This is a genomic window from Rahnella sp. GSA61A, assembly GCF_019969905.1.
In the GTDB taxonomy this organism is placed as follows: domain Bacteria; phylum Pseudomonadota; class Gammaproteobacteria; order Enterobacterales; family Enterobacteriaceae; genus Rahnella; species Rahnella aceris.
The window spans coordinates 67847-91723 of record NZ_JAHXYO010000020.1; the positions used below are offsets into that span (position 1 = coordinate 67847).

Here is a 23877-nt window from a genome sequence, read left to right on the forward strand (position 1 = left end):
GATAAGTTATCGAGAAAAATGTCAGCCGCTGTCGGCTGACCTATGCTTAATAACGTCGTTTCCAAAATATCCTAAAAACATAAGGAACAGAAAGATGCCCGTGAAGGATTTAATTGGTATTGGTATCGGCCCCTTTAATTTAAGTCTCGCCGCCATGGCAAAAGACACAGAAAAACTCAACGCCGCTTTCTTTGATGCTAACCCGGAATTCAGCTGGCATCCCGGTATGTTATTACCCACGGCGACCATGCAGACCTACGTCCTGCAGGATCTGGTCACTACCGTTGCGCCGCGCAGCGAATTTTCGTTTATTAATTATCTGGTTGATCAGAAGAAGATTTACCGTTTTCTGGCCACGGAACAGCTGATCATCAGCCGCGATGAGTTTTCCGACTATCTGCGCTGGGCGTGTGACCGCATTGCGGGTTTGCATTTTTCCGAACCGGTTGAGCGCATTGATTTCGACGATAAGCGACAGGAATTTATCGTACAGAGTGAAAAAGGCGAGCACCGCGCGCGCAATATTTGCCTCGGCACCGGTCATGCACCGTGGATCCCAAAACCGGCACGGGCGGCGCTGGGTGATAACTGTTTTCACGCCGCAGAAATAGAACTACGTGAGCCAGATTTCACCGGTAAACGTGTGGTTGTTGTCGGCGGCGGACAAAGCGGTGCCGACATCGTTCTCAACGCGCTGAGCGGCCACTGGGGCGAGTTCACCGAACTGAGCTGGATATCACGACGCCCTAACTTCCAGCCGCTGGATGAATCCATTTTCACCAATGAATATTTCACGCCGGAGTATGTGAATTACTTTTATACGCTGCCGGAAGAGGTGCGCGAGCAGGAAATCGAAACACAAAAACTGCCCTCTGATGGCATCAGTTATCACACGCTCGAAGACATCTACAAGCAGCTTTATCACCGTTTCGACGTGCTGCATCAGCGGCGTAACGTGCGTTTGTTGCCGCACCGTGCACTGGATCATATCGTGCGTAATGCGGCCGGCGATTTCAGTTTGCAGGCAAAACACGGGCTGGAAAAATGCGAGGAACATTTCAGTGCCGATATTGTGATCCTGGCAACCGGCTACCGTCCCGGTTTGCCGGATTATCTCGAGCCATTGCTGGATCGTATTCCTTATGACCGCGAGCAGCATCTGCCGCTGCAGCCGAATTTCAATCTGCGCTGGGACGGCCCGGAGCAGAACCGCATTTACGCGGTGAATGCCGGTATTCACAGCCACGGCAGCGCCGAGGGGCAACTGACACTGACTGCGTGGCGATCGGCGAAAATCCTCAATCATCTGCTGGGCGAAGCGCATTACGATCTGCGGCCGGTGCCTTCACTGGTGCAATGGTGGTCGGACGACGCGGGTAAGAAATAGCAGGCACAAAAAAGCGGAGCATCAGGCTCCGCTTTCCTTTTACTGAATTGAATTAAATACATCAGACGTAAAAATAGATGGCTAAAAAGTGGCAGGCGCTGCCGCCGAGCACAAATCCGTGCCAGATCGCGTGGCCGAACCGAAAGCGTTTCGAGGCGTAGAAAATAACGCCCAGCGTGTATATCACGCCGCCCAGCGCCAGCAATATCACACCGCCAAGAGAAAGTGTGGTCGCAAGCTGGTAAATCACAATCAGTGACAGCCAGCCCATCGTCAGATAGGTGACCAGCGAAAGCACCTCAAAACGGTGCGCGAATGCCAGTTTAAAAATCACGCCGAACAGTGCCAGCCCCCAGATCACCGCCATTAATCCTTTCGCCAGCGGGGAATTGAGCCCGACGAGCAGGAACGGTGTGTAGGTTCCGGCGATCAGCAAATAAATCGCGCAGTGATCAAGTTTTTTCAGCCAGTATTTGGCTTTCTGATGCGGTATCGCGTGATACAGCGTGGAGGCCAGATACAGCAAAATCATGCTGCCGCCGTACAAACTATAACTGGTGATCGCCATGGCGCTGGCGTTATCGCCTGTCGCCTGAACCAGTAACAACACCAGTCCGACAATCCCGAAAACCAGACCAACGCCGTGACTCAGGCTGTTGGCAATTTCTTCGGCCCACGGATATCCCTGTGGGGATGGAGACAACTTACCCATACGTTGAGAATCCTCAAGACAAAAAAGGGAAAATGATTGTTAATAAAACGGTTCAACAGAATCAGATTAACTGAGAACCATTCCAGTGTACATCTGTAAGCTTAAAATGAGTATTATCTGATGTAACAGTCTCTTAGGCAGATCATCATTTCATTCACCCCGTTGTGTGAAGCCCTTCAATTCATTCAATTTGTTTATAATTTATTCAGATTACATTTTTGAGACACATGCATTTTCCGCACCCAAAAACATGATTTTTTTATATCAAGCGACTAAGGTGTAGCGGAAAAGTGAAATAACGCCGTTTACCATGCCGTCAATATGACTAAGGTTTTAGTATGTCTGCAGCCACTACCCCGCTGAATTTCGGCGCAATGACCGAAGTTTTTCAGTTCCTGATGGAAATCGACAAACTGAAAAGCGTGCAACGTCGCACCAAAGTGTTAGGCACTGAGCGTCAGGAAAACTCCGCAGAACATAGCTGGCATTTCGCCGTGGCAGCAATGTCCCTGGCCCCTTTCGCACCGGAAGGCGTTGATATCAATAAAGTCATCCGTATGGCTTTGATCCACGACATCGTCGAAATCGATGCCGGTGATGTGCTGGTTTACGATCTCGCTGCCCGCGCAGCAGTTCATGATCAGGAAATCATTGCCGCGAAACGCCTGTTCGGCCTGCTGCCTGCACCGCTGAACACACAATTCCTGGATTTGTGGAATGAATACGAAGCGGGTGAAACCCCGGAAGCGCGCTTTGCGCTGGTGATCGACCGCGTGATGCCGATGATCATGAACCTGAATAATCAGGGGCAGAGCTGGGTGGAGAACAATATCCGTCTGGAGCAGGTGTTAGCCCGTAATGCCTTTATCGCCGATATCCATCCTGAACTGTGGCTGCATATCCGCAGCCATCTGGACAACGCCCACCAGCAGGGCTGGCTGAAGTAATTTTTTTGCTCCTTCCCCTCGTAAAGGGGAAGGAGCGAGATCACCTACTTTGGAACAGTCAGTGCCGTTGATTCCACATAAGGTTTCATGATGGTGTCGGCGTCTTTCTGTGCCTGTGCCGCCGCCGCTTCCGGCGTGACTTTCTCATCATTAACCAGCGCCGCCAGCTGATTTTCCATCGCCTGACGCACCGCCACGGTTTCATACGTCGCATACCACGGATAGGCGTATTTCAGCTGCTCCAGCGCAATCGCCGCACGCGGATCTTTCGCCAGATATTCTTTCATTTCCGGTGTGTCATAAGACGCCATACGCGGTGAAAAATAGCCGGTAAAGCGGCTCCAGGCACCGTTCACTTTCGGGCTGACCAGATATTGCAGGAAGGTGTAAGCCGCTTTTTTCTGGTCATCGGAAATGCCTTTAAAACTCACCAGACTCGCCCCGCCGATGGTGACACCGTTACGCACTTTGGCAGGCATCATCGCCACGCCCAGCTCAAAATCTTTAGTATTTTCACGCATAAAGCCCAGTGCGCCGGTGCTCAGCATCGCCATGCCGAGTTTGCCGGAAAAGAACGCCGCGCTGATTTGCTTGGAGTTCAGCACACCCGACGGCATCACTTTGTCGCGGTATACCAGATTCTGCCAGAAGCGCAGCGCGCCCAGGGTGGATGGTTTGTCGTAATACACTTCGCCCGGATAATCGGCGTTGTAATACTGGCCGCCATTGGCGCGGGTCAGTGCCGACAAAATCCAGCCGCCGTAGTCATCGTTGGTCGATGGCAACATGATCCCCCACTGACCTTTCGCCGAATCCGTCAGCTTTTTCGAGTCTTCCAGCAATTCATCCCAGTCTTTCGGCGGCGCGGTAATGCCTGCGTTAGCGAACATGTCTTTGTTGTAATAGAGAATAGGCGTCGAATTATGGAACGGGATCGCGTAAGTGACGCCGTTAAGCTGAGCGTTCTGGCGCATGGCGGGCCAGAAGTTTTGCGTCAGGAACGGCGTGGCTTTCTGGTCGCCGAATTTGAACAGTTCGTCCATCGGCAGAATTTCGTTTTTGATCGCCAGATCCGCCGTGAAGTTAGCGGACATGATCACCAGCGCCGGTGGCTGGCCAGATTTCGCTGCCGCTTCAGCTTTCACTTTGGTGGTGTCATAGCTGCCGGTAAATATCCCGCGCACTTCCACATCATTTTGTGACTGGTTGAACTCTTTGATAACGCGGGTCATTTCCATGGTCAGCTTGCCGTCAACCGGTGCAGGGAACATGAAATCGATATTTTCTTTGGCGGACGCCGTGCCTGCGGCAATAAAGCCGATGGCGAGCGCCAGCACAGATACTTTACGCATGATGGTGATTCTCCCGGTGCAGATTCTGCTGGTTTTGGCCTGAAAAAAGATGAAGGTCGTGCAAAGAGAAATACAAAGTAATGCGGTCGCCGGGTTGTGGAATGTCCCCGCTGTTTTCCCGCAACTGGTTTTTACGTACGTAACGGATTTTCCCGAGCGGCGTGTCGGCATGGCACAGATACTCCGCGCCGAGCAGCTCGCGATAGGTCAGCGTCGCCTGCAATTGCAGGCTTTCGCCTTCCACCGGCCGGTCGCTGATGTGTTCGGGTCTGATGCCCAGATACACCTCATTGAGCGCCTGCGCATGTTCAGTTTGCGGCAGACGGACCGGCTGGTTTTCGACTGTCAGCACGCCAGCGGCGCACGGCAGCAGAAACAGATTCATCGACGGGGTGCCGATAAATCCGGCGACAAACAGGTTGGCCGGATGCGCGTACAGCGTTTCCGGCGCGCCAATTTGTTGCAGATGGCCTTTATCCAGCACCGCGATCCGATCCGCCATGGTCATGGCTTCCATCTGATCGTGAGTGACATAAACGGTGCTGGTTTTCAGTTGCTGATGCAGTTGCATGATGCCGTCACGCACTTCCGTGCGCAGCCGCGCATCGAGATTCGACAGCGGTTCATCCATCAGAAACAGCTTCGGATCGCGCACAATGGCGCGCGCCATCGCCACACGCTGACGCTGGCCGCCGGATAACTTACCGGGTTTACGTTTGAGCAACGGCTCCAGTTGTAATAATCCGGCGACACGATCCACCCGCGCCTGGTGCTGATCTTTCGGCTCATTGCGCATACGCATGCCAAAGGTGATGTTCTGTTCCACGGTCATGTGCGGGAACAGTGCGTAGTTCTGGAAGATCATTGAGAAATTTCGTTCGCGCGGCGACAGCCCGGAGATGTCATTGCCGTCGAGCATAATGCGCCCGTCGCTGACCTCTTCAAGACCCGCCAGCAGGCGCAACAGGGTACTTTTGCCACACCCCGACGGCCCGACCAGCACCAGAAATTCGCCGTCGGCAATCTCCAGCGACAGCTTATTCACCGCCGTGCTGCCTTCAAACTGTTTGGTAATATTTTCCAGACGAATGCCAGACATCATTGCTCATCCGCCGGGCAACTGATTTGCGCGTCATACAGATACGGCCCCGGATATTGCGACAGCGGATGCAGATAGCTGACCAGCCCGGTGTTATCCACCAGACGGTGCATCACGCAGGCCGCCGGTTCGAGGTTATAAAACGGTGCCGGATTGTGATGATAATACGGCACCTGATGCACCGTACCGGGAATGGTGGTGATGATCGCCTGTTTGTACTGGGTGAAAATCAGGCGGTGCGTGTGGCCGCAGAACACGCGAACCAGCGACGGGAAACGGTCGATCAGCGCCAGCAGCTGATCGCCGTTTTCGCAGGAAATCGCGTCCATCTGCGCCGAACCCACTTTCACCGGCGGATGGTGCATAAACACCGCCGTCGGTTTATCGCCGCCCTGCTCCAGCTGACCTTCCAGCCACGCCAGCGTTTCGAGCGTCAGGTACCCTTTCGATTCTCCGGCCAGGCTGGAATCGACAAACAGCAGACGCATCGGGAAATCATCGATGGCGTAACGCATATTTTGCGGGTCAGTACCGAGCTGCGGACACAACGGATGCAGCGCTTCCAGAAACTGCGCTTTGTCGTCGTGGTTGCCGGGAATGATAAACAACGGATAGCGCAGGTTGCCCAGCGTGCGGCGCGCCACTTCATATTCCTGCGGCAAACCGCAGTTAACGATATCGCCGGTGATCACCACCGCATCCGGTTGTTCTTCCAGCGCGTTAAGCTGGCTGACCACTTCGGCGTTACAGCCGTTCACGTCGATAAAGTCATACAGTTTGCGGCCGTGGCTGCGAAAGTGCATGTCAGAAATCTGAGCTAAAAACATGGATGACTCCTTTATTTGATGCCCGAGAAGCCGAAGCTTTTCAGGAACTGTTTCTGAAAAATAATGAACGCCAGCATCAGCGGCAGACACACCATCAGCGTTCCGGCAGTAATTAAGCCCCACTGCCCGCCCGATTCCGCACCCATCGCGAAAGACACCAGTCCGACGGTCAGCACCTGTTTGTCCGGATCGTTAAGCACCATCAGCGGCCACAGGTATTCATTCCAGTGATAGGTAATGCTGACAGTGGCAAAGGCGAGGATGGCGGGCCACGACATCGGGATCAGCACGCGGAACACCACCTGCCACCAGCGGCAGCCCTCCATCAGCGCGGCTTCTTCGATTTCACGGGGAATGCTGAGAAACGCCTGACGCATCAGGAATACGCCAAACGCTGAGGCGAAATACGGCATCATCACGCCGGTCAATGTATTGAGCAGCCCGAACTGTTTGAGGATCATCATGTTCGGCACCATCATAATCACCGGCATGATCATCAGCTGGATCAGCAGCAGGTAGAACAGCGTCTGTTTGCCGCGAAATTCGTGATATGCGAACACGTAACCGGCAGTGGTGATCGTCACCAGCTGAACCAGAAAGGTGCCGAAGGAGAAGAAAATAGTATTGGCATAAAGCCGCAGCCAGTCGGCGCTGTCCCACGCATCACGGAAGTTTTGCAACGTCAGCGGGAAGCGCGGCAACAGCGAGGCCATATCCGGCGAAAAACTGCTTTCACTGAATGCTGACGACAGCATCCACAGGAAAGGCGCCATCCATAAAAAGGCCGCGCACAGCAGTAAAACCGGCAGTGTCGAACGGCGCGCACCGCGCAATAACATCGATGGCGAACGCACGCCCGCCCGCAATTTTTTACCGGTCATCACCGGCGCTTCAGACGTTTCAACGCTCATAGTGAGCTCCTCTTTCCAGCACACGCAGATTCAGCATCGAAAAACCAAACAGCAACACCAGCGTCAGGAATGTCGCCGCCGAAGCTTTGCCTAAATCATGGGTGTCATTCGCCAGACTCTGGATGTAATACAGCAAGACGGTAGTGGCGTTATTCGGCCCGCCCTGTGTCATCACTGCGACGTGATCTATCTGGGTAATCGAATAAATCAGCGCGATAGTGACCACAAAACTGATGGTCGGGCGCAGCAGCGGCAGCGTGATATAGAAGAAAACCTGCGGGCGCGACGCCCCTTCCATCAGCGCCGCTTCGCGTGCCGAGGCGGGGATCGACTGCAATCCGGCGAGGAAAAACAGCATGTAATAACCGGCGAATTTCCACACGCCGATCACGCTCAGCGCAATCAGCGCACTGTTGCTCATACCGAGATAATTGTTATTCATCGGCCCGAATGCTTTCGCCAGGTAGTAATCCAGCAGCCCCATACCGGGCATGAAAATGAACAACCACAAGGTGGCGGCACTGACCAGCGGGATAATCATCGGGAAGAAAAACGCGGTACGCAGCCAGCGGTTCAGCGAGGTGTTTTCCCACAGCGCAACCGCCAGCAGCAGCGCAAGAATAATGCCGGGCACCACGGTCATCAGGATGTACGCCAGATTATTGAGCAGCGCGCGCCAGAAGACTGAATCCTGGATCAGGCGCAAATAGTTTTGCAGACCGACAAACGGCGGCGCGTCTGACGACAGACGACTGTCAAACAGGCTGTCCGTCGCTGACTGAAATAAGGGGTAATAGGTGAATAAAAACAGAAAAATCAGCGTCGGCAGCAAAATCAGATAAGGGAACAACGTGCGGCGCATTACAGGGTACCGGTCAGCGAAATAAGGTGCCTATCCTGTCCTGCATTTGTGTCAGCCACATGGCGGAAATGTGATGGTTATTTGAATGAAATATGAGCATTGTTACTGAACAAAATAGAGGTCGGGTTTAAGATTGAACGGTAACATGCGGATAAACCCCCACTAAAATGGGGTTGAGTTGAGGTATATAAAGACAGAATCAGATTGGTTGGTAAAACTATAAATAGTTCCTTTAACTGTAAAATAGAGATATCTGCCCTTCAATTGCATTTGGACATTTGAATCTGAAGTAAAAAGAACAGAAGGATAATCTCTGACATCCGCCAGAAACTCTTTCTCTGTTTTTACAGATGGATAAAGATAATATTTATACGTATTTTTGGTCGTTGCACCCGCACTACCTTCAGTCACATAAAGGGTATTAAACTCGCCTATACTTTCCTTTCGTATAATCGTTTGTTCATAAGGTGAAAAATCTAATACCACCTTAATTAAATATCCCAGGAAAGCTATAACCAACACGATGAAAATATATATTTTCCTAAAAACCCGTTCTTTTGGCATAATCAATTCCTGCTCTTATCCATGTCTGATCTTTAGGATCATCCCAATGGGAGTTTGGTCCCTCATAACTACATTTTAAACCACGCAGATATTAATCACTTTGATATTAAAAACAAACCTTTTAAATATAAACACATTAACTTCAACCATACAAAAAACATATTAACCCACGTGGGGTATATTTTATATTTATCTTAAGATCTACACGAAACCAACACCCGGCCTCCCAGCCTTCCCCTCGTGAGAGGGGAAGGAGAAAAAGATTAAACCCGTATTTTTGCTATCCCGAGCGCAATCCCCGCCTTCTCTGACAACTCAAACAGTGCCGGAAGCAGATGCGCAGAGGCTTTCAGATAGGCGCTCACCTGCGAAACGCCTTCCGGCGGCAACAGTTCGCTATTTTCCAGCCCTTCACTCAGGCACAGCAAACCCTGGCAAAGCCCTTCAGCGGATTCAGACGCGACAGCGCCGAGATCGTAAAGCTGGGGATCGGTGAAATGGCTCAGATCCAAATCGGCAATCAGGGCACGGAAAACGGTGAGGGAATTTTCGGGATGGGTGGTTTCGGTATTCATGTCAGTCATGATGATTATTCCAGTACTAGATTTTGAATTTCATCACGCCTTCAGGTTCCAAACTAAAGGTGTGACTCAGGCAGGTTTGGAACTCCGGATCTAGCGACCGGCCAACCATTAAGATTGCCCTGCCTAAGCCACGAATTGAGTGTGCACGTAGCCCCTGAAAAAACACAAGTTTTTTCAGTTCCAGATGTTCGGAGTTCCAAGTCCGGCTACGGATTTTGCCGCAGCGAAGCGACTATATTCCTGCCATTTTTCGAATGAAATGGGCTGGATGGATTTACAGGGAGTTACTTTGAAATCTGGAAGATGTCTCGCAGGAATAACGCCGGTCGACTCCCTCACCTGCGAAGGGGAGGGTTGGGGTGGGGTATTAAAGCAAAATCAAAAAGTTGAAGTGTGCTTTGACAGAAGGTATAAGCCCTTAAAACCCCCTCCCAACCTCCCCCTTCGCAGGGGGAGGAGTAAAGAAAAACCTGCAGCTTTCGCAGGAACAAAAGAAAACCCGCTTCAAACCACCACAACCCCCATCCTCTCCCGCGCTTCTTCGTATGTCGGCATCGATGCCGCCGCGCCTGCTCTTTCCACACAAACCGAGGCGTAGGCGGATGCGAACTGCGCGGCATCCGGGAGTGTGGCTCCGGCGGCGAGTTGGGAGGCCAGCGCGCCGTTAAAGGCGTCACCTGCACCAGTGGTATCCACCGGGATCGCCGGACAGGCATGGATAATCTGCGTTTCGCCGTTGACTGAAAGCAATGCGCCCTGCGTGCCTAACGTGATGATCAGTGCCTGGATCCCTTTAGCGTGCAGCGCGTGGGCGGCGCGTTGGGCAGAGGGAATATCGCGGACTTCAATACCGGTCAGCAGCGTGCATTCCGTGGCGTTCGGCGTCAGTAAATCAACCTGCGACAGCAGATGGTCGGAAACCGGCTGGAACGGCGCGGGGTTGAGGATAATGTAGGTGTCATTTTCCTTCGCGATGCCGATCAGTTTTTCAATCGCAGGCAGATTGTTTTCGAGCTGCGTCAGCAGGATATCAGCGGCGGCGACGGCCGGACGGCATTGTTCGACTTCTTCGTCGGTGACCGTCAGGTTGGCGCCCGGATCAACGGCAATCATGTTTTCGGCATCGGCTCCGGCGACATAAATCAGCGCGTTGCCGGTCGGGCATTCGCTGGTGGAGAACAACGTGACGGCGTCGAAACCGGCGCTGTCGAGATGGCGGCGGGCAAACATGCCGAAATCATCGCGACCAACTTTACCGATGTAATGCACCCGCGCACCGGCACGCAGTGCGGCGACCGCCTGGTTGGCGCCCTTGCCGCCCGCGCCCATCATGCTGTTGCGGGCAATCAGGGATTCCCCCGGTTTGGGGAAACGCACCATGCCTGCCACGATATCGAGGTTGAAAGACCCAAATACGCATACCTTGCCTTTGTTCATGCCTCTCTCCTGAAGGAAAATGTTCCGGCGGCCAGAGCTGGCTGCGACGGAAAAACGCGCTGTGCGGCTAAACAAGCGCCACGACAACCGGTCTCGTCGGTGACGGCGCTGAAATGAATGGTCAGACCGTTCGCCGGATACGGGCTGCGCAGATGGCTGCGTAGCTGCTGTTCCAGTTCGGCCAGCGGGAAGTTTTCCATCGCCAGCACACCACCGCCCAGCACCAGATATTCGGGATCCAGAATGTTCATTTCGCTGGCGACGGTGCGCGCCAGACGTGCCACAAATTCAGTTAAATCCACATGCCCGGCATGACGTACAAACAGGTCAGCGAACGGCGTTTGCGGCGCATGTTGCCGCGCCCAGCCGGTCAGCCAGTTGCCGGACGTCAGCGTTTCGACGCAGCCGGTTTTGCCGCACGGACAAAGCAACGGATTCCCCGCCAGCGGAATGTGGCCGAGTTCACCCGCACCGCCGTGCGCGCCGTGGTAAAAATCACCGTGGATCCACAAACTGTTGCCCAGCCCGGTGCCGAGATACAGCCCGACGGCAACATCCGGCAATGCGCCGTGCTGCATTAAATCCCACCACATCAGATGGTTAACGTCTTTGTCCATCGCCACCGGCAGGTGTAAACGTTGCGAGAGCAGCGCCGCTACCGGCTGATTATCCAGCGCGGAGATAAACGGCAGCGACAGCACGGTCTGGCGGTCGCGGGACAATATGCCCGGCAGCCCGAGCATCACCTGCGCCACCTGATTATGCGGGTCCTGTTCCTGCAAATACGCCGTGATCAGGTTTTCCAGCCCCTGTAACGGATCGGACTGCCCCGCCCAGCTTTGGGTAGGGGTTTTGTGGTAGCCGCGAAAATTTTGCTGGCTGTCCATCAGCATTAAACGGGTATTGGTGCCCCCGACATCCACTCCAAGAAAGTGCGGCATACGGCTCTCCTGCCCTCAGGCTGCGTGACGCGCCTGACGCATCTGATCGAGCATTTTGTCCCAGGCAACATCCAGATCGTTGTCCAGCGTGAACAGGCCGGAACTGCCGACGATCAGCACTTCCGCGCCCGCGCCCATCAGATCCTGATAGGTGCGCAGGTTGCAGGACCCGTCGATTTCGATCAGATAGCGGTAGCCTTTTTGCTGTTTGAGATCACGCAGTTGCGCGATTTTCTCCAGCATTTCAGGGATGAACGGCTGACCGGCGTAGCCCGGATCGACGGTCATCACGGTGATTTTATCCAGCAGATGAATGTAGTGCTGGATGTATTCCACCGGTGTCGCGGGGTTGAGCACCACGCCGACTTTTTTACCCAGCGAACGGATCTGGTTGATGATGCGGAACGCGTCGCGGTTAATGGTTTCGGCGTGCGGACAGATAAAATCGGCACCGGCAAGGGCTATCGGCTCGATAAAGTCAGCCGGGTTTTCCACCATCATATGCACGTCCAGAACCAGCGGCGTATGCGGGCGGATCTGCTCAATAAAGAACGGCGACAGCGTGATATTTTTGACGTAATGCCCGTCCATGATGTCGATGTGCAGCATGTCGGCGCGACGGTTCAGCACCTCGAGTTGCTGTTTAATGTCGATCAGGCTCATGCACATCAGCGACGGAGAAATTTTGTATTCCATGATGTTTTCCTAAGTCAGAGGCAATTTTAAAAAACTGTTTAAGGTTGAGCCGCCCGCGCTTTGGCAGCGCTCATTCGCCCCGCCCTTTTTTGCAGATAACGGCTGCGGAAGAATTTCAGCGCCAGCACCACAATCAGTACCGCGCCCCACATCGCCAGGCTGAAATGCGGGCTGACGTTCATCAGATTCAGGCCGGTGGAAATCACCTGCAGGACAATCAGCGAGAGCACCACGCCCGCGACTTTACCGAAACCCCCGTTGGGATCGGTGCCGCCGAGAATGATGGCCAGTACCGTCAGCAGCAGATACGAGTCGCCGTAGCCCATGCGCGCCGAGTTGAAACGCGCCATCATGATGAGTCCGGCAATCACGCATAACATGCTGGAAATCACGTAGATGGCGATCAGCACGCGGTGGGTATTCACGCCGCTGAAATGGGTGGCGTTGATGTTGCTGCCGCTCATGTAGATGTATTTACCGAGGCGGGTGCGTTCTAAAAACACCGCGATTAAGGCTGCAGTCAGCAGGAAGATAATCAGCGGAACCGGCACGCCGAGCAGGGTTTCCGCGCCGATAAAGCGCACGATGTCCGGCATACCGCTGATCGCCGCACCGCGTGAAAGGTAGATGCCGACGCCGTTCACCATGGTCATGGTCGCCAGCGTCACCAGAATCGGATGGGCGCCGACATACGCCACCAGCGCGCCGGTCAGCATGCCAATCACCAGCGCCAGAATCATTGCGCCAACCAGCGCCAGCGTCAGCCACACCGCCTGCATCGCCATGCTGGCATCCGGCGGCAACCAGGTGAGAAACACCCATGCCATCAGTAAACTGGTCAGGTTAGCGGTGGCGATAATGCACAGGTTCAGACCACCGCTGAGGATCGGGATAAACATCGCCAGCGTCAGTAAACCGAGTTCCGGCAACTGGAAGGCGACGCTCATAAAGGTGGCATCACTGAAAAACCGCCCCGGCATCGCCAGGCTGAAACCGATGATCACCACCAGCAATAACAGCGATAATCCCAATGTCGTGCTATCTATTTTCAGGGAAGCGATTTTCAGGCGAGGCCGCGCATCGGGCTTCGCTTTAAGACTCACATTTCTGCTTTTTGCGAACATAGCGGTTTTCCTCAGGCGAAGCCGACTTCGGTTTCTTTGCGTTTCTTGTAATGGGTGACGGTGATGGCCGCGACGATCACCACGCCGATGACGATATTCATGAAGTAACTGGAAACGCCGATCAGGTTGAGGCCGTTTTTCAGCACGCCAATCAGGAACACGCCCATCAGGGTGCCGACCACGCTGCCTTTGCCGCCGTTGAGACTGGCACCGCCGAGCACTGCCGCCGCCAGTACATCCAGCTCGCCGCCGACCAGTGCATTCGGCACCACTTCACCGACGCGATACACCTGCACCAGCCCGCCAATCGCCGCCATCGCGCCGAGATATCCGTAGGCAAAAAGATGCAGCAAACCGACGCGAATACCGATACGGCGTGCGGATTCCTGGTCACCGCCGACCGCAAATAACTGGCGTCCGAGATGGGTTTTGTTAAGCAGGATCCAGCTCAGTCCGGCGACCACTAACATCACCACCACCGGCAATCCAATCTGATAATGCTGCTCGCCGACGCTGAACGGCAGCACACGGATTGGCGTCGTCAGCCAGTCCGGCAGGTCGTACAAACTGGTGCCGTTGGTCAGCCACATCAGCATGCCGAACAGCAGCGACTGCATACTGATGGTGACGATGATCGACACGATGCGCAGGCAGTAGATCAGAATCGCGTTGATCATCCCGAGCACCGTGCCGATGGCGACCGCCAGTAAAATGCTGCCGGTCGGGCTGCTCAGGCCGTAGTGAATCGCCAGCGTGGCGATGAGGTACTGCACGACAGAAGCCACGGCGGCGAACGAAATATCGATTCCGCCGGTGACCAGCACCACGAACAGACCGAGGGCAAAGATGCCGCTGACGGCGTAGCTTTCGGTCAGATCCAGCAGGTTCTGTAAAGTCAGAAACTGGTTGGTGAGTAAGGAAAAGGTGACGATCACCACCAGCAATACCCAGGCTAAATAACCTTCGTTGCTGGACGGGCGTAACCGGCTGAGCTTAAGCATTGACCGCCTCCGCAAGTTGTTGCTGGGTAATCGCGCCCGGCAGATATTCGCCAACCACCGTGCCTTCACTGAAATGCAGCACGCGGTCACAGTTGAAATAGACTTCCGGCACTTCGTCGGAAATCAGCAGGATGGAAATCCCCTCTTCCGCCAGTTGGTGGATCAACTGATAAATGCTGGCTTTCGCGCCGACATCGACGCCGACCGTTGGCGAATCGAGGATCAGGATTTTCGGCTGTGTCAGCACCCATTTCGCGAGGACGATCTTTTGCTGATTGCCACCGGAAAGGGTGGAAATCGCCTGTTCGGGACTGGCGACTTTGACGCCGAGTTTTTCGATCCACTGCTGAATGATCTTGTTTTTGCGGTATTCGTCGATCAGATGAAAACGGCTGCGCAGCTGATCCATGATCGCCAGCACGGTGTTGTCGCCCACCGATTGTTGCTGGATCAGGCCGAGCGTCAGGCGATCTTCCGACACATAACCGACGCCGGATTTGATCGCGTCTTCATGGCTGCGAAAACGCACCGGCTTGCTGTCGAGGTAGATTTTGCCGCTGTCGGGTTTGGTCATGCCGAACAGACTGAGTGCCAGTTCGGTGCGGCCGGAACCGAGCAGACCGCATAAACCGAGCACTTCTCCGGCATGCAGTTTGAAACTGACGTCGTGATACTGGCCTGCGCGGCTGAGTTTGTCGGTTTCCAGCATGATGCGTTCGTCATTCATGTTGGCGGCTTTCAGGCGGTAATCGAGTTTCAGGCCGGTCATCAGTTCGGTCAGGCGTTCGCTGCTGACTTCAGAGGCCGGGAATGTGCCGACCTTTTTGCCGTCACGGATCACCGTGACGCTGTCTGAAATCTCCAGCACTTCATCGAGGCGATGGCTGACGAACACCACGCTGATGCCTTTGCTTTTGAGATAATGCACGGTGCGCAGCAACTGATTCACTTCGGTGCGGGTCAGCGAGGCTGTCGGCTCATCCATAATCACTAACCGCGCATCGGCGACCAGCGCACGGCAAATCGCCACCTGCTGGCGCTGGGCAATCGGCAGCGCCGAGACTTTGCTGTCGAGATCCAGCGTGTAATTCAGTTCAGTCAGAATGCGCTGCGCGGTTTCCCGCAGGCGTGACGGGCGATACCAGCCCATCAGCCCCTGCAGGTTGTGGTCGAAGGCGATGTTCTCGAACACGCTGAGGTTCGGGAACAGCGACAAGTCCTGATAAATCACCTGCACGCCAAACTGACGTGCCTGATCCGGAGAAAGTTTGCTGAAACTCTGGCTACCCTGCGACGGCGAGCTGAGCGTGATCTGGCAACCGTTGTCCGGCTGATAAACCCCCGAGATCACTTTGATCAACGTACTTTTCCCGCAGCCGTTGGTGCCCGCCAGGCAGTGAACTTCGCCCTGCATCAGCCGCAGGGAAATGTCGTTGAGTGCACGCTGCCCGCCAAACGTCACCGACAGGTTTTGCACATCAATCAGCGGCGCGTTCTCTGTTTGAATGATCTCGGAGATTGCCATGATTACAGCCCCATTTTGACCAGTTTCGGCAGGTTCGCTTTGTCCAGGCTTTCGGTTTCGTTGCCCAGAATGGTGTGCGTTGCTTCATCGACTTTCACTTTGCCCATGCCTTCAATGGTCATGCCGTCAGTGATTTTTTCGCCTTTCTCCAGCTTCTCGGCGATGCGCACAAAGACTTCACCCGCGACCATCGGGTTCCAGATAAAGCCGCCTTTGATGGCCCCGGCTTTCACCAGACTGGCGCCCTGACCCGGACTGAATGGCCCGAACACACAGATGTCGTCAGTTTTGCCACGGTTAAGCACCGCGCGGCCTGCGCCAATCGGGCCTTGCGAGCCGATCGCCAGAATGCCTTTCAGGTTGGCATCTTTGGACATCAGGTCGTTGGTGGTACGGATGCTGTCATCAAGGGATTCGCCGACACCAAATTTGTCGCCGACCAGATGCATATCCGGATAATGTTCTTTCTGGTAATTGATGGCGGCATCGGCCCATTTCTGATGGAGCGGCACGGTAAGACTTCCGACATACACCGCATAGTCGCCCTTCTCTTTCATGCACTGCGCCAGCGCGATCATGTGATTAATGCCGTGCTGCGTGGCATCGACCATTTCGAAATCCCAGTCGGCATATTTCTGATCCGGCGATTCATGCACGATGACTTTTATCCCGGCGTCGTGAGCGCGTTTCAGTACCGGCTCCAGCACGCGGGCATCGTTGGGCACCACGCCGATCACATCTACTTTCTGGGCGATCAGATCTTCAATCGCACGCACCTGCAACGCCGGATCCGCACTGGTCGGCCCGACCTGCCACGCGTCTATCCCGCGTTTGGCCGCTTCGCTTTTGATCCCGGCTTCCATCGCGTTGAACCAGGCGTTACCGCCGACTTTCACCACCACGCCCATACGAATTTTGTCGGCGGCGTGCGCAGACAGGGACAACATGGCTGTGGCGAACAGGCAGGCAAGAACGGATTTCTTGATCATGTTTACTCTCCTGGGAGGTCAGTTATGTGCCGCAGCTAACGGGCCGTTGCGGCTGTTTTTAGTTTTTTTCTGTAGGGGTGACGGAGAAACTTCAATCACGTTAACGTTGCTCCAGGCCAGTTCCTGGCGGAATTCTTCATCCTCCAGATGGTCTGTTATCAGTGTGTCGATTTCCCGGTAGTGGCAGATCCGCGCAAAAGAGCGGCGGCCGAATTTGCTGGAGTCAGCCAGCAAAATTTTGTGCTCGGAGGAAAGCAGCATTTGCTGTTTCAGCCGTGCGTGATGCTCGTTACTTTCACGGATACCGCCTTCGTGGCTGATGCCGTGACAGGAGAAAAACAGTTTGTTGATGACGAACTCTTTCAGCATTTGTTCGGCCAGCACACCGACAAAATCTTCGTATTTCGCCGAGTATTCACCGCCCAGTCCGATCACCCGCACGTTAGCTTTCACCGCCAGCGTCTGGATGATGTGCACCGAGTTGGTCAGCACCACCAGCTGAATGTCAGGCAACTGGCGCGCCAGAAACCAGCTGCTGGAACTGCTGTCGAGCAGCAGGCAATCGCCGGGATTGATCAGCTGCAAAGCCCGTTTGGCGATACGCGTTTTGCTGTCCGGCGACTGATTGCTGCGGTCACGAAAGGATTCACCCTGTTCAATCTGCGACGGCACATAGGTTTTTTCTGCCGCCGAATGTTCTTTAAACACCGCGCCGCCATGGCTGCGTAACAGCACGCCACGCTTTTCCAGCAGCGCCAGATCCCGCCGCGCGGTTTCCAGCGAGATGCGGCATAACTGCGCCACTTCCTGAACAAGAATGCGTCCGCGCTGGCTGAGAATTTCGGTGATATATCGATGTCGCTCTACTGGCAGCATGTGGTGATTCCTCTTTCCCGATGTCAAATAGGATACGCAGCCGGATGTTTATGGAATGCGCAGTGCCTCAAAGGCGACTGTGCGCATTTTTTGCCACAATCGTCCTGTGATAGTTGTCACGAAAAGGTGAGAAAATATGAAATGTTAAAGTTTGGATCTGTGGTGGGAACGGCATTAAATCGTCATTTGCGTTGCAACAGAACAGCAACAGATTTGCAAACGGTCACAATTCCTCGTGCAATTTAATGACCGTTAATGACCGGTTGTGTGGATTTGACCGTTTTGGGGGAGTGAACGGGGAGCGAACCCCGCTATCAATGATTTACGCTGACTATCTGCCGCCAGCCAGATCGAGAAAGCTGCCGGTGGCGTAAGAGGCGGAATCCGACAGCAACCAGGCAATCGCCTGTGCGACTTCTTCCGGCTGACCGCCGCGCTGCATCGGCAGATTGGCTTTCACGCGATCGACGCGTCCCGGCTCACCGCCGCTGGCGTGCATGTCGGTGTAGATCAGACCCGGACGCACACAGTTAACGCGGATACCGTACGCCGCCACTTCCAGCGCCAGACCGGTTGTCAGGGTATCCACCGCACCTTTCGATGCCGCGTAATCGACATATTCACCCGGCGCACCTAAACGGGAAGCCGCCGAGGACACATTCACAATCGCCCCGCCTTTTCCGCCATGCCGGTGTGACATGATTTTCACCGCCTCACGGCAGCACAGGAAATACCCGGTTACGTTAGTAGACAGCACTTTGTTGATACGTGCAGCAGAGAGATTTTCAATGGTGGTCTGCTGGAACAAAATCCCGGCATTATTCACCAGCGCGGTGATCGGGCCGAGTTCGTTGCTCAGCTGTTTGAACATCGCGACAACCTGCGCTTCATCGGCAATATCAGCCTTCAGCGCGATGGCTTTGCCACCGGACTGATGGATTTCATTGATGACAGATTGCGCTGCGGTTTCGTTATTCACGTAATTCACACCGACGGCGTAACCCTGCTGCGCAAGAAGGAGAGCCGTTGCACGGCCGATGCCGCGACTGGCGCCGGTGACGAGAGCGATTTTCATGAGTGTAAGATTCCATTGGGGGGAAATGAGGAAAGTGCTTACTCCTCCCCCTGCGAAGGGGGAGGCCGGGAGGGGGTTTTAAGGACTAACACTTTGACAAAGCTAACTTTAATTTTTGGATTCTGACCTTAATACCCCACCCCAACCCTCCCCTTCGCAGGGGAGGGAGCAGCCCGAGTTTTTTACTCCTCACCCTTCTCAGCGAGGAGCAGATCGGCGTCTTACTCGTAATCTGACATCGGTACACACGAACAGAACAAATTCCTGTCCCCGTACACGTCATCCAGACGTTTCACCGTCGGCCAGTACTTGTTGTCGTAACCGGCCGGGAATACCGCCACTTCGCGGGTGTACGGATGGTTCCAGTCGCTGACCAGCTCGTTCTGCACGTGCGGTGCATTCACCAGCGGGTTGTCTGCCAGCGGCCATTCGCCTTGCGCCACGCGGTCGATTTCACTGCGGATTGCCAGCAGCGCATCAATGAAGCGATCCAGTTCCACTTTGCTTTCTGATTCGGTTGGTTCAACCATCAGCGTACCGGCCACCGGGAAGGACATGGTCGGGGCATGGAATCCGTAGTCGATCAGACGCTTGGCGATATCCATTTCACTGATACCGGTCGTCTCTTTCAGCGGACGAATATCCAGAATGCATTCGTGCGCCACACGACCATCACGGCCGGTATACAGCACCGGATACGCGTCTTTCAGACGGGTCGCGATGTAGTTCGCATTCAGAATTGCCACCTGGCTGGCTTGTTTCAGACCTTCCGCGCCCATCATGCGGATATACATCCAGCTGATTGGCAGGATGGAAGCACTGCCGAACGGTGCCGCAGAAACCGCGCCGTTTTGCGTCAGCACGCCGTCAATCTGCACCACGCTGTGACCCGGAACGAACGGCGCCAGATGCGCTTTCACACCAATCGGGCCCATGCCAGGACCGCCGCCGCCGTGCGGGATACAGAAAGTTTTATGCAGGTTAAGGTGCGAGACGTCCGCGCCGATGTAACCCGGCGTGGTAATGCCGACCTGTGCGTTCATGTTCGCGCCGTCGAGGTAAACCTGACCGCCGTACTGATGCACAATCTGGCAAACTTCGCGGATAGTTTCTTCGTAAACGCCGTGCGTTGAAGGGTACGTCACCATGATACAAGACAGCTCATCGCCCGCTTTCGCCGCTTTCTCACGCAGGTCGCTCAGGTCGATGTTGCCCTGTTTATCACACGCAACCACTACGACGGTCATGCTCGCCATCTGCGCGGAAGCCGGGTTGGTGCCGTGCGCTGAACTTGGGATCAGGCAGATGTGACGACCGCTTTCGTTACGGCTTTCGTGGTAACGACGGATGGCCAGCAGACCCGCGTATTCGCCCTGCGCGCCGGAGTTTGGCTGCATGCAAACTGCGTCGTAACCGGTAAGCTGAACCAGCCATTGTGACAGCTGACCAATCATCTGCTGATAACCGCCAGCCTGTTCTGTCGGACAGAACGGGTGCAGATCGGCAAATTCCGGCCAGGTTATCGGGATCATTTCTGCCGCAGCGTTCAGTTTCATGGTGCAGGAACCCAGCGGGATCATGGCCTGATTCAGCGCCAGATCTTTTTTCTCCAGACGGTGCATATAACGCATCATCTCGGTTTCGCTGTGGTACTGGTTGAATACCGGATGGGTCAGGATCGGATCCACACGCAGCATAGCAGCAGGAATGGAGTTGCTGTCGGTCGATGCCGCCTTGTCCAGTTTGTCGATATCCAGACCGTTGTCGTCACCCAGCAGGGCAGCGAACAGAACCTGAACGTCTTCGCGGGACGTGGCTTCGTCGAGGGTGATACCGACTGCGCCGTGAATGTCAGTACGCAGGTTCAGACCGAAACTCAGCGCGCGTTCCAGCACGGCGGCTTTGTCTTTGACTTCAACAGTCAGCGTGTCAAACCAGGTGTTATGACGCAGCGTCAGGCCACCCTGTTTCAGGCCAGCGGCCAGAATGTCGGTCAGACGGTGAATACGTGACGCAATGCGTTTCAGGCCTTCAGGACCGTGGAATACCGCATACAGACTGGCAATATTCGCCAGTAAAACCTGCGAGGTACAAATGTTGGAGTTGGCTTTTTCGCGGCGGATATGTTGCTCGCGGGTCTGCATCGCCATACGCAGTGCAGTTTTGCCTGCGGCATCACGGGAAACCCCGATGATACGGCCCGGCATGGAACGTTTGAATTCGTCTACACAGGCGAAGAATGCCGCGTGCGGACCACCGTAGCCCATCGGCACGCCAAAGCGTTGCGCGGAACCGAAGACCACGTCTGCGCCCTGCTTGCCCGGTGCAGCCAGCAGCACCAGCGCCATAATATCAGCGGCAACGCTGGTAATAATTTTGCGGGATTTCAGTTCGCCCAGCAGCGCGGTGTAATCGTGAACTTCACCGGTGGTGCCAACCTGCTGCAGCAGCACGCCGAACACGCCTTCCAGCTCGAGCACTTTTTCGGCTTTATCAACGATGATGTCAAAACCGAAGGTTTCCGCGCGGGTGCGTACCACATCCAGCGTTTGCGGATGCACGTCGTCTGCCACGAAGAAACGGTTGGCATCTTTGAGTTTGCTGGCACGTTTTGCCAGCGCCATCGCTTCGGCTGCAGCAGTCGCTTCATCAAGCAAAGAAGCAGAAGCCAGATCCAGCCCCGTTAAGTCTAAAGTCAGTTGCTGGAAGTTCAGCAGCGCTTCAAGACGGCCCTGTGATACTTCCGGCTGATACGGCGTGTACGCGGTGTACCAGCCCGGATTTTCCAGCATATTGCGCTGGATAACCGGCGGTGTCAGCACCGCGCTGTAACCCATACCGATGTAGGATTTATAGCGTTGATTCTGGCTGGCAATGGCTTTCAGCTCAGCCAGCGCCTGATGTTCCGTGACGGCATCACCGACAGCCGGCGGGCCAGGTAACTGGATATCGACCGGAACGATCTGCTGGATCAGCGCATTTAAAGAATCCGCACCGACCGTCTCCAGCATCTGTTGCTGCTGCTGAGAAGACGGACCGATGTGGCGGCCGATAAAGGCTTCGCTGTGTTCGAGTTGGCTGAGAGTCTGAGTCATTTGCTACGCATTCCTGAAATCTGCTGGAGGTGTCTTGGGATACTGACAAAAGCTACGGGTCTGGAACTGCCCCGCAAGCGGGTTGCGGGGCGGGTAATGCAATGTGTAATTACTCGTCGATGGACGCTGAGTAGGCTTGTGCATCAAGCAGCTTGGCCAGTTCGCTTTCGTCTGACGCTTTAATCTGGAACAGGAAACCGGTGCCGTATGGCTCGCTGTTGACCAGCTCCGGAGAACCTTCCAGTTCGCTGTTAACTGCAACGATTTCGCCGCTAATTGGAGAGTAAATATCTGACGCCGCTTTGACGGATTCAGCCACGGCGCAATCTTCACCGGCGGCAACTTCACGGCCGACTTCTGGCAGATCAACGAAAACCATATCGCCCAGTAACTCCTGTGCGTGTTCGGTGATGCCTACGGTATAAACGCCGTTGCCTTCTGAACGTATCCACTCGTGGGAGGATGCGTATTTCAAATCTGCTGGAACATTGCTCATGTTACTTTCTCCAAAAAAAGTGCTTAATTCAGCGTTAACCGGATAATTTTTATCACGAATTCGTTACTGCACCAGCGGTTTGCCGTTACGGACAAAACCGGGTTTGGTGACTTTTACCGGCATTTCACGGTTGCGGATCTGCACAATGGCATTTTCGCCAATGCCTGCCGGAACGCGTGCCAGTGCAATACTGTAGCCCAGCGTCGGAGAGAATGACCCGCTGGTGATCACGCCTTCCAGCGTGTTGCCCGCGCTGTCGGTGAATCGCACCGGCAGTTCGTTACGCAATACACCTTTCTCGGTCATCACCAGGCCGACCAGCTGTTCGGTGCCCTGCTCGCGCTGTCTTTCCAGTGCGTCACGGCCAATAAAGTGACGGTCTTCCGGTGTCCAGGCGATGGTCCAGCCCATGTTGGCCGCCAGCGGCGAAACGCCTTCGTCCATTTCCTGACCGTAGAGATTCATACCGGCTTCCAGACGCAGCGTGTCGCGCGCGCCCAGACCGGCGGGCTTCACGTCTGCTGCCAGCAATTTCTGCCAGAAATCCGCCACCTGCTCTTGCGGCAGCGCGATTTCATAACCCGCTTCGCCGGTATAACCGGTTGTCGCGATAAACAGGTCGCCGGACTGCACGCCAAAGAACGGCTTCATGCCCGCGACAGCTTGTTTTTGCCCGGCGGTAAACAAGGTTTCCGCTTTTTCTTTCGCCTGCGGCCCCTGTACAGCGACCAGCGCCAGATCATCACGCACCGTCAGTTCAACAGCGTACGGTTCTGCATGCTGCGAAATCCATGCCAGATCTTTCTCGCGGGTAGCGGAGTTAACCACCAGACGGAAATAATTTTCGTTGAGGAAGTAAACAATCAGGTCGTCGATCACGCCGCCGGACGCATTGAGCATACCGGTATAGAGCGCTTTGCCGGGAACGGTGAGTTTGGCGACATCGTTCGCCAGCAGGTAACGGAGGAATTCACGGGTACGGGCACCGTGGAGATCGACAATGGTCATGTGCGAGACGTCAAACATACCGGCATCCTGACGCACGATGTGGTGTTCATCCAGTTGGGAGCCGTAATGCAGAGGCATCATCCAGCCGTGGAAATCGACCATACGCGCACCGCACGCAACATGTTGTTCATAAAGCTGAGTCTGCTTAACCATCTTATTCCTCATTTGAATACAAATGCATAAACGGCACACCACGTAAAAACCCAAAATCATTCGTGTTAGATCAAGGCGGCAACTGAGTGAATCCCCGGGAGCATACATAAGTATGTGACCGGGGTTCGCGAAGGAAGCCAACGCGGAGATAGCTCGAATGATGACGGGATTTTGCGTGGTGGCGCAAACGATACCCTTGCTCGAACTTACCACTGA

At 54.7% G+C, this 23877-nt stretch carries 22 protein-coding genes; 2 read left to right on the forward strand and 20 right to left on the reverse strand.

Going from position 1 to position 23877, the window contains the following annotated elements:
• The first annotated feature begins 94 nt into the window (after nucleotides 1-94).
• Entirely contained in the window at nucleotides 95-1387 is a 1293-nt protein-coding gene (locus LC431_RS21070) for a lysine N(6)-hydroxylase/L-ornithine N(5)-oxygenase family protein (RefSeq protein WP_013576762.1), read from the forward strand.
• A 61-nt stretch (nucleotides 1388-1448) separates the two neighbouring features.
• Here LC431_RS21070 and LC431_RS21075 read toward each other — a convergent pair whose 3' ends face one another.
• Nucleotides 1449-2099 (reverse strand): hemolysin III family protein, encoded by a 651-nt coding sequence (locus LC431_RS21075; protein ID WP_112197003.1) that lies wholly within the window; start codon nucleotides 2097-2099, stop codon nucleotides 1449-1451.
• A 338-nt stretch (nucleotides 2100-2437) separates the two neighbouring features.
• Here LC431_RS21075 and LC431_RS21080 point away from each other — a divergent pair, with 338 nt between their 5' ends.
• A complete protein-coding gene (locus tag LC431_RS21080; RefSeq protein WP_013576764.1) occupies nucleotides 2438-3046 on the forward strand; it encodes an HD family hydrolase in 609 nt (202 codons plus the stop codon).
• A 44-nt stretch (nucleotides 3047-3090) separates the two neighbouring features.
• Here the strand turns inward: LC431_RS21080 and LC431_RS21085 are convergent, their stop codons facing one another.
• The 19 genes from LC431_RS21085 to gcvT form a co-directional block, all read right to left on the reverse strand.
• Entirely contained in the window at nucleotides 3091-4398 is a 1308-nt protein-coding gene (locus LC431_RS21085) for an ABC transporter substrate-binding protein (protein WP_223510304.1), read from the reverse strand.
• On the reverse strand, nucleotides 4391-5497 hold the full coding sequence (locus LC431_RS21090) for an ABC transporter ATP-binding protein (protein ID WP_223510308.1): 1107 nt from the start codon (nucleotides 5495-5497) through the stop codon (nucleotides 4391-4393). The genes LC431_RS21085 and LC431_RS21090 overlap by 8 nt, the downstream gene beginning before the upstream one ends.
• Complete coding sequence (locus LC431_RS21095) at nucleotides 5497-6324, reverse strand: phosphodiesterase (protein WP_013576767.1); 828 nt, start codon at nucleotides 6322-6324, stop codon at nucleotides 5497-5499. Before LC431_RS21095 ends, LC431_RS21090 begins: the two co-directional genes overlap by 1 nt.
• Before the next feature lie 11 nt (nucleotides 6325-6335).
• Nucleotides 6336-7235 carry a carbohydrate ABC transporter permease gene (locus LC431_RS21100; protein WP_112150858.1) on the reverse strand — a complete coding sequence of 300 codons (900 nt, stop codon included), beginning with the start codon at nucleotides 7233-7235 and terminating at the stop codon, nucleotides 6336-6338.
• Nucleotides 7225-8097 carry a carbohydrate ABC transporter permease gene (locus tag LC431_RS21105; RefSeq protein ID WP_013576769.1) on the reverse strand — a complete coding sequence of 291 codons (873 nt, stop codon included), beginning with the start codon at nucleotides 8095-8097 and terminating at the stop codon, nucleotides 7225-7227. The genes LC431_RS21100 and LC431_RS21105 overlap by 11 nt, the downstream gene beginning before the upstream one ends.
• 162 nt (nucleotides 8098-8259) lie before the next feature.
• Nucleotides 8260-8661, reverse strand: a complete 402-nt coding sequence (locus LC431_RS21110) for a hypothetical protein (protein WP_013576770.1) — start codon at nucleotides 8659-8661, stop codon at nucleotides 8260-8262.
• Nucleotides 8662-8924: 263 nt separating this feature from the next.
• Nucleotides 8925-9245 carry a hypothetical protein gene (locus LC431_RS21115; RefSeq protein WP_223510305.1) on the reverse strand — a complete coding sequence of 107 codons (321 nt, stop codon included), beginning with the start codon at nucleotides 9243-9245 and terminating at the stop codon, nucleotides 8925-8927.
• A 504-nt stretch (nucleotides 9246-9749) separates the two neighbouring features.
• Nucleotides 9750-10682, reverse strand: coding sequence for a ribokinase (gene rbsK, locus LC431_RS21120; RefSeq protein WP_223510306.1), 933 nt, complete (start codon nucleotides 10680-10682; stop codon nucleotides 9750-9752).
• Nucleotides 10679-11623, reverse strand: coding sequence for an allose kinase (gene alsK / locus LC431_RS21125; protein WP_153376504.1), 945 nt, complete (start codon nucleotides 11621-11623; stop codon nucleotides 10679-10681). The genes rbsK and alsK overlap by 4 nt, the downstream gene beginning before the upstream one ends.
• A gap of 15 nt (nucleotides 11624-11638) precedes the next feature.
• A complete protein-coding gene (gene alsE / locus LC431_RS21130) occupies nucleotides 11639-12319 on the reverse strand; it encodes a D-allulose 6-phosphate 3-epimerase (RefSeq protein WP_131638266.1) in 681 nt (226 codons plus the stop codon).
• A 38-nt stretch (nucleotides 12320-12357) separates the two neighbouring features.
• On the reverse strand, nucleotides 12358-13443 hold the full coding sequence (locus tag LC431_RS21135) for an ABC transporter permease (RefSeq protein ID WP_112150865.1): 1086 nt from the start codon (nucleotides 13441-13443) through the stop codon (nucleotides 12358-12360).
• A gap of 11 nt (nucleotides 13444-13454) precedes the next feature.
• A complete protein-coding gene (locus tag LC431_RS21140; RefSeq protein ID WP_112150866.1) occupies nucleotides 13455-14444 on the reverse strand; it encodes an ABC transporter permease in 990 nt (329 codons plus the stop codon).
• Entirely contained in the window at nucleotides 14437-15969 is a 1533-nt protein-coding gene (locus LC431_RS21145; protein ID WP_013576777.1) for a sugar ABC transporter ATP-binding protein, read from the reverse strand. The genes LC431_RS21140 and LC431_RS21145 overlap by 8 nt, the downstream gene beginning before the upstream one ends.
• 2 nt (nucleotides 15970-15971) lie before the next feature.
• A complete protein-coding gene (locus tag LC431_RS21150; protein ID WP_013576778.1) occupies nucleotides 15972-16958 on the reverse strand; it encodes a substrate-binding domain-containing protein in 987 nt (328 codons plus the stop codon).
• A gap of 18 nt (nucleotides 16959-16976) precedes the next feature.
• Entirely contained in the window at nucleotides 16977-17834 is an 858-nt protein-coding gene (locus LC431_RS21155) for a DeoR/GlpR family DNA-binding transcription regulator (RefSeq protein ID WP_013576779.1), read from the reverse strand.
• 331 nt (nucleotides 17835-18165) lie between these two features.
• Nucleotides 18166-18909 (reverse strand): SDR family oxidoreductase, encoded by a 744-nt coding sequence (locus LC431_RS21160; RefSeq protein WP_131638274.1) that lies wholly within the window; start codon nucleotides 18907-18909, stop codon nucleotides 18166-18168.
• A gap of 221 nt (nucleotides 18910-19130) precedes the next feature.
• Nucleotides 19131-22004, reverse strand: a complete 2874-nt coding sequence (gene gcvP, locus LC431_RS21165; RefSeq protein ID WP_013576781.1) for an aminomethyl-transferring glycine dehydrogenase — start codon at nucleotides 22002-22004, stop codon at nucleotides 19131-19133.
• A 109-nt stretch (nucleotides 22005-22113) separates the two neighbouring features.
• Complete coding sequence (gcvH, locus tag LC431_RS21170) at nucleotides 22114-22500, reverse strand: glycine cleavage system protein GcvH (RefSeq protein WP_112150869.1); 387 nt, start codon at nucleotides 22498-22500, stop codon at nucleotides 22114-22116.
• Nucleotides 22501-22563: 63 nt separating this feature from the next.
• Nucleotides 22564-23661 carry a glycine cleavage system aminomethyltransferase GcvT gene (gene gcvT / locus LC431_RS21175; RefSeq protein WP_119261922.1) on the reverse strand — a complete coding sequence of 366 codons (1098 nt, stop codon included), beginning with the start codon at nucleotides 23659-23661 and terminating at the stop codon, nucleotides 22564-22566.
• Nucleotides 23662-23877: the final 216 nt, after the last annotated feature.

Bases quoted from the DNA above. Each gene is read 5' to 3' on its own strand.
- LC431_RS21160 (WP_131638274.1), bottom strand. From the start codon at position 18,909: ATGAAAATCGCTCTCGTCACCGGCGCCAGTCGCGGCATCGGCCGTGCA.
- LC431_RS21145 (WP_013576777.1), bottom strand. From the start codon at position 15,969: ATGGCAATCTCCGAGATCATTCAAACAGAGAACGCGCCGCTGATTGAT.
- LC431_RS21080 (WP_013576764.1), top strand. From the start codon at position 2,438: ATGTCTGCAGCCACTACCCCGCTGAATTTCGGCGCAATGACCGAAGTT.
- LC431_RS21110 (WP_013576770.1), bottom strand. From the start codon at position 8,661: ATGCCAAAAGAACGGGTTTTTAGGAAAATATATATTTTCATCGTGTTG.
- LC431_RS21095 (WP_013576767.1), bottom strand. From the start codon at position 6,324: ATGTTTTTAGCTCAGATTTCTGACATGCACTTTCGCAGCCACGGCCGC.
- LC431_RS21150 (WP_013576778.1), bottom strand. From the start codon at position 16,958: ATGATCAAGAAATCCGTTCTTGCCTGCCTGTTCGCCACAGCCATGTTG.
- LC431_RS21135 (WP_112150865.1), bottom strand. From the start codon at position 13,443: ATGTTCGCAAAAAGCAGAAATGTGAGTCTTAAAGCGAAGCCCGATGCG.
- LC431_RS21100 (WP_112150858.1), bottom strand. From the start codon at position 7,235: ATGAGCGTTGAAACGTCTGAAGCGCCGGTGATGACCGGTAAAAAATTG.
- LC431_RS21090 (WP_223510308.1), bottom strand. From the start codon at position 5,497: ATGTCTGGCATTCGTCTGGAAAATATTACCAAACAGTTTGAAGGCAGC.
- LC431_RS21155 (WP_013576779.1), bottom strand. From the start codon at position 17,834: ATGCTGCCAGTAGAGCGACATCGATATATCACCGAAATTCTCAGCCAG.
- gcvH (WP_112150869.1), bottom strand. From the start codon at position 22,500: ATGAGCAATGTTCCAGCAGATTTGAAATACGCATCCTCCCACGAGTGG.
- gcvT (WP_119261922.1), bottom strand. From the start codon at position 23,661: ATGGTTAAGCAGACTCAGCTTTATGAACAACATGTTGCGTGCGGTGCG.
- alsE (WP_131638266.1), bottom strand. From the start codon at position 12,319: ATGGAATACAAAATTTCTCCGTCGCTGATGTGCATGAGCCTGATCGAC.
- LC431_RS21085 (WP_223510304.1), bottom strand. From the start codon at position 4,398: ATGCGTAAAGTATCTGTGCTGGCGCTCGCCATCGGCTTTATTGCCGCA.
- rbsK (WP_223510306.1), bottom strand. From the start codon at position 10,682: ATGAACAAAGGCAAGGTATGCGTATTTGGGTCTTTCAACCTCGATATC.
- LC431_RS21105 (WP_013576769.1), bottom strand. From the start codon at position 8,097: ATGCGCCGCACGTTGTTCCCTTATCTGATTTTGCTGCCGACGCTGATT.
- alsK (WP_153376504.1), bottom strand. From the start codon at position 11,623: ATGCCGCACTTTCTTGGAGTGGATGTCGGGGGCACCAATACCCGTTTA.
- LC431_RS21070 (WP_013576762.1), top strand. From the start codon at position 95: ATGCCCGTGAAGGATTTAATTGGTATTGGTATCGGCCCCTTTAATTTA.
- gcvP (WP_013576781.1), bottom strand. From the start codon at position 22,004: ATGACTCAGACTCTCAGCCAACTCGAACACAGCGAAGCCTTTATCGGC.
- LC431_RS21115 (WP_223510305.1), bottom strand. From the start codon at position 9,245: ATGACTGACATGAATACCGAAACCACCCATCCCGAAAATTCCCTCACC.
- LC431_RS21075 (WP_112197003.1), bottom strand. From the start codon at position 2,099: ATGGGTAAGTTGTCTCCATCCCCACAGGGATATCCGTGGGCCGAAGAA.
- LC431_RS21140 (WP_112150866.1), bottom strand. From the start codon at position 14,444: ATGCTTAAGCTCAGCCGGTTACGCCCGTCCAGCAACGAAGGTTATTTA.